4 protein-coding genes and 4 pseudogenes are annotated in these 4,190 nt (G+C 42.7%); all 8 read left to right on the plus strand.

Annotated features, from left to right (window positions below; all coding sequences use genetic code 11):
- Positions 1–137 precede the first annotated feature (137 nt).
- Positions 138–393: pseudogene (locus tag HMPREF3140_RS12265) on the plus strand (DUF6392 family protein); the annotation flags it as partial.
- A 128-nt stretch (positions 394–521) separates the two neighbouring features.
- Positions 522–1,550 carry a hypothetical protein gene (locus HMPREF3140_RS12270; RefSeq protein ID WP_074195551.1) on the plus strand — a complete coding sequence of 343 codons (1,029 nt, stop codon included), beginning with the start codon at positions 522–524 and terminating at the stop codon, positions 1,548–1,550.
- 251 nt (positions 1,551–1,801) lie between these two features.
- Positions 1,802–1,879, plus strand: a pseudogene (locus HMPREF3140_RS29645) (hypothetical protein); the annotation flags it as partial.
- 21 nt (positions 1,880–1,900) lie between these two features.
- Positions 1,901–2,795 (plus strand): annotated as a pseudogene (locus tag HMPREF3140_RS29275) (formylglycine-generating enzyme family protein).
- Between the two features lie 45 nt (positions 2,796–2,840).
- Positions 2,841–2,957 carry a hypothetical protein gene (locus tag HMPREF3140_RS28750; protein WP_014343202.1) on the plus strand — a complete coding sequence of 39 codons (117 nt, stop codon included), beginning with the start codon at positions 2,841–2,843 and terminating at the stop codon, positions 2,955–2,957.
- Between the two features lie 21 nt (positions 2,958–2,978).
- Positions 2,979–3,872, plus strand: a complete 894-nt coding sequence (locus tag HMPREF3140_RS12290) for a formylglycine-generating enzyme family protein (protein WP_016946122.1) — start codon at positions 2,979–2,981, stop codon at positions 3,870–3,872.
- Between the two features lie 52 nt (positions 3,873–3,924).
- Positions 3,925–4,026: a hypothetical protein gene (locus HMPREF3140_RS28755; protein WP_071787070.1), complete on the plus strand. Its 102-nt coding sequence runs from the start codon at positions 3,925–3,927 to the stop codon at positions 4,024–4,026.
- Positions 4,027–4,047: 21 nt separating this feature from the next.
- A pseudogene (locus HMPREF3140_RS29280) lies at positions 4,048–4,190 on the plus strand (sulfatase modifying factor 1); the annotation flags it as partial.

Consider the following 4,190-nt stretch of genomic DNA (forward strand, 5'->3'; position numbering starts at 1 on the left):
AACACTATCAGTAAGTTGGAGTCATTACCGCCGCGTTAGAGATAAAAAGGTTGGGTGGGTAATTGTTCTGCAATGGTTCGCTCATAGCTGGACCATTTCCTTGCGCAATGAAGATAGTACTAGCAGGATACAAGGACGTGTGGTGTATTTATCAAATGAGTATTGATGTCGAAACACTTGTGAAACAATTAGGTAAACCTTATCAGGATATTTATGAGCAAGGGTTAGTCCCCTACGAAACAAAACCAAGTGTTACGGTTAGTGATGATATTTATAGATTAGATATGAAACGTGAGGGAATATATCTAGCGTTTATTAATGATCTGGAAAAAACTTAAAGAAGTGACGCTGACATTCGAGGATGAAAGTAAAACCAACTGGCTATTTCCTAATCCATCAGTATATTGACATTAGCGCACTGGCCCAACTGATGCGTTACAGCCATGGAGCGGGTGCATCAGCGGAATATAATCCGTCAGAAAAAACTGGAGGGCAAAATAGAAGGTCATGCCAGTTTTGCACTGGGGGAGGCGAAGGCCGAAACGGCCCTGTACCTTCCGGACAGGTTAGGTGTCAGCCTTTTATTTCCGGCGAAAAAAGTGACTCCACAGACACCGGATGGTGTCTGTAATATGGGAGCGCTGCGTTTTGCCATGAAACTGGTATTGTCAGGTAGCGTTGGTGCCAGTGCTGCAATTGAATTAGGGGTGACAGTAGACTGGAGTGGAGAAATGGGAAAGGGCTATGGCATTAAAGGCCGTCCTGCAACCCTGACTGCTCCACCGTTGCCAGGACAGCAGCAGGTGAATTTAAAGACCTCAACAATACCTGAAGCACATGGGGGAGGTGAAATTGGTGTTTTTGTTGGTGCTCAGGCGGGAGGTAATATCAGTGGTGCCATTGAGTGGTTTGACCCGCATCCTGATGATACGCCAGTAGCTAAAGATGTTGAGAAAGATAACAAACCCATTGTCAATAAAGAGAAGAAGTTTGCCGCGATAGCCAAACTGGAAGCAGGGATGACGGTGCAGGCAGGCGCTGGGGGAAGTGGGTTTTTTTATATCACCTATATTCAGGGACGTTTTCGTATTTACTGTAAAGCGGCTTTATGTTGGGGAGTGGGGGCCAAAGGGGAAGTCGGTTTTGAAGTTGATGGCAGCAGCTTTGCGGCTTTTATGAAGAGCTTTATGTATATGCTGAGGAATGTGGATTATCAGAAGCTTGAGCAGATGATGGCAGGGGATGCCTTTCGATCTTTATGTGCAATTCCTATTATTATGGCGGCGCAAGGGATACAGGTGGGTGAGGCCATGCTTAAGAATATGGTCGTAATATTGCAACAAATTAGAGCAGATCTTAAGGATGAAAACAAACGCGTTAATTTGATGGACAGTATTTTGTCTAATCCTGATCAGCTTAAATATAACCCTCCGGAAACAAAAGGGGCAGTGATTGCCACATTAATTGATCAGAACTGGGCGGACTGGCTTGATCCACGAAATCAGAATAATGATTTTTTTCCGTTAACAGCTGGAAGCTCGGTCCTTTAAAGAGACGAAAACAAGCGGTGTTTATGGCATTGAAGTGGGTACAAAGTCAGGCAGATTATAACAATATCATGCAGCATTTGACGTTGTCGCCAGGGGAGAAGAAAGGCAGTAAAGAACTGAATGAAAAAGATGTGATTAAGTTTTTAGGCATTGGAGAACGAAAATTGTTTTTCTATACCAATTATGGCGAAAAGCTCACCTTATTGCATAATAACCTTCCGGTTTCCGTTGGCCCGGATGAACCATTTAGACCTATTCCAGACATCCTGATGTCAGAATATCTTGCCATGGTTGACGAGCAGCATCCAACTAATACAATGATTGCTTGATTAAATTACTGAGGCATTGAAATGGAAAATAACATTATAGCTATTTCAGTTACTGTATGCTTACTGGTCGGGTGCGATCAGGGAAATGCTGCCAGGAGTGAAAAAGCGGCTAAAGAGCTTGTGGGTAAGTCGCTCTCTAACATGATTCCCGTTCAGGGCGGTGAGTTTTTAATGGGCGATTTTGGACCGTTAGTCGGTGAAAAACTGCCTTTCAGCATAAACCAGGATGATAAGGTATTACATAAAGTTGTATTAAGTGATTTTTCAATATCAAAATACAAAGTCACCAATGATGATTATAATAAATATCTGCGGATAACAGGAGTAAAAAAACCACCCATTAATATTCTGCTAAAAGATTACCCATCATTGCAAAAAAGGTGATTATTCTGTTGGCATCACCTGGCAACAGGCAAAAGACTATTGTCAGTGGTTAGGTAAGGAGTCTGGTAACAAGATTGATTTACCAACAGAGGCGCAATGGGAATATGCAGCAAGATCCAGAGGTCAATACATTCCGTTTGCAACGAATAATGGTGAGTTCCTGCCCGGTAAAAACATCCCCAGCCAGGATGAGCTGAGTGAATATACTGATGGAGCAGGTATTCCTATTTATCCAGTGGGGAAATATCCCCCAAACCCCCTGGGTCTGTATGATATGGGACTTAGTGGCTCAGAATGGACCAATGACTGGTATGCGTCAGATTATTACTCTCATTCTCCGGTAAACGATCCTCAGGGACCCGTAAAGGGGACCGAAAAAGTCCTGCGCGGGAATGTTGGCGGTGACAGACAATACGCTTTAACCGTGTTCAGACAATCAGATTTGCCAGTTCCAAAGATCAATAAAGACGATGATTATGAAAAATATGGTGTTGGTCCGCAGTATGTTTTCCGTTGCGTCATCAATAAATAATGTCGTTTGGTGGTGACATATATCATTTTAACCGGAGCAACAACGTTGAATGAATGTTCCAATAAACCGGAGAGACTATTAAAACCTGTCCCGGATAGCCTGATGTCAGAATATCTTGCCATGATCGACGACCAGCACCCGACGGGGACAATGACTGCCTGATGCAAAGGCTTAGGTGATAAGATGAGGAAATTAATCGTAGTTGCTTCTGTTGCCGCCAGTTTACTGCTCGGGTGTGACCAGAAAAGTACTGGCAAGCGTGAAACCTTGTCTGAAGCGCTTGTTGCTAAGTCGCTCTCTAACATGGTTCCCGTTCAGGGCGGCGAGTTTTTAATGGGGGATTTTGGACCATTAGTCGGTGAAAAACTGCCTTTCAGCATAAACCAGGATGATAAGGTATTACATAAAGTTGTATTAAGTGATTTTTCGATATCAAAGTTTAAAGTTACCAACGATGATTATAATAAATATCTGCAGATAACAGGAATAAAAAAACCTCCCATTAATATTCTGGTAAAAGAGTACCCATCCTTGCAAAAAGATGATTACTCTGTTGGTGTGACCTGGCAACAGGCAAAAGATTATTGTCAGTGGCTAGGTAAGGAGTCCGATAAAAATATTGATTTACCGACAGAAGCACAATGGGAATATGCGGCAAGGTCAAGAGGGCAGTATCTTCCTTTTTCGACTAATAATGGAAATTTCGAGCTTGGTTCTAATATACCTGAACAAAAGAAATTAGATGAATACACAGATGGTTATGGTTTTCCTATTTATCCAATTGGGAAATATCCTCCGAATCCGCTAGGTTTATACGATATGGGGCTAAGTGGAGCCGAATGGAGTAATGATTGGTATTCAACTGATTATTATTCCCACTCCCCTGTTTATGATCCTCAAGGTCCAGTTAAGGGTAATGAAAAAGTTTTAAGGGGGTATGTTGGCGGAGATCGTCAGTATGCCTTGACTATATTCAGGCAATCGTCACAACCTGTGCCAAAATTTGCTGGGCGTGATGATTATCAAAAGTTTGGAGTTAGTCCTCTTTTTGTATTTCGTTGCGTTATTAATAAATAATATCGTTTGACTGTAATACTATATTATAGTCGGAACGCTCAATGAATATAATATTCCGCTGGACAGCCTGTTTAAACCTGTCCCGGATAGCCTGATGTCAGAATATCTTGCCATGATCGACGACCAGCACCCGACGGGGACAATGACTGCCTGATGCAAAGGCTTAGGTGATAAGATGAGAAAATTAATCGTAGTTGCTTCTGTTGCTGCCAGTTTACTGCTCGGGTGTGACCAGAAGAGTACTGACAAGCGTGAAACCCTGTCTGAAGCGCTTGTTGCTAAGTCACTCTCTAACATGGTTCCCGTTCAGGGCGGCGA

This window comes from Klebsiella sp. HMSC16A12, from assembly GCF_001808265.1.
GTDB lineage: Bacteria > Pseudomonadota > Gammaproteobacteria > Enterobacterales > Enterobacteriaceae > Klebsiella > Klebsiella pneumoniae.

Coding starts and splice junctions, on each gene's coding strand:
- HMPREF3140_RS12290 (WP_016946122.1), top strand. CDS start 2,979: ATGAGGAAATTAATCGTAGTTGCTTCTGTTGCCGCCAGTTTACTGCTC.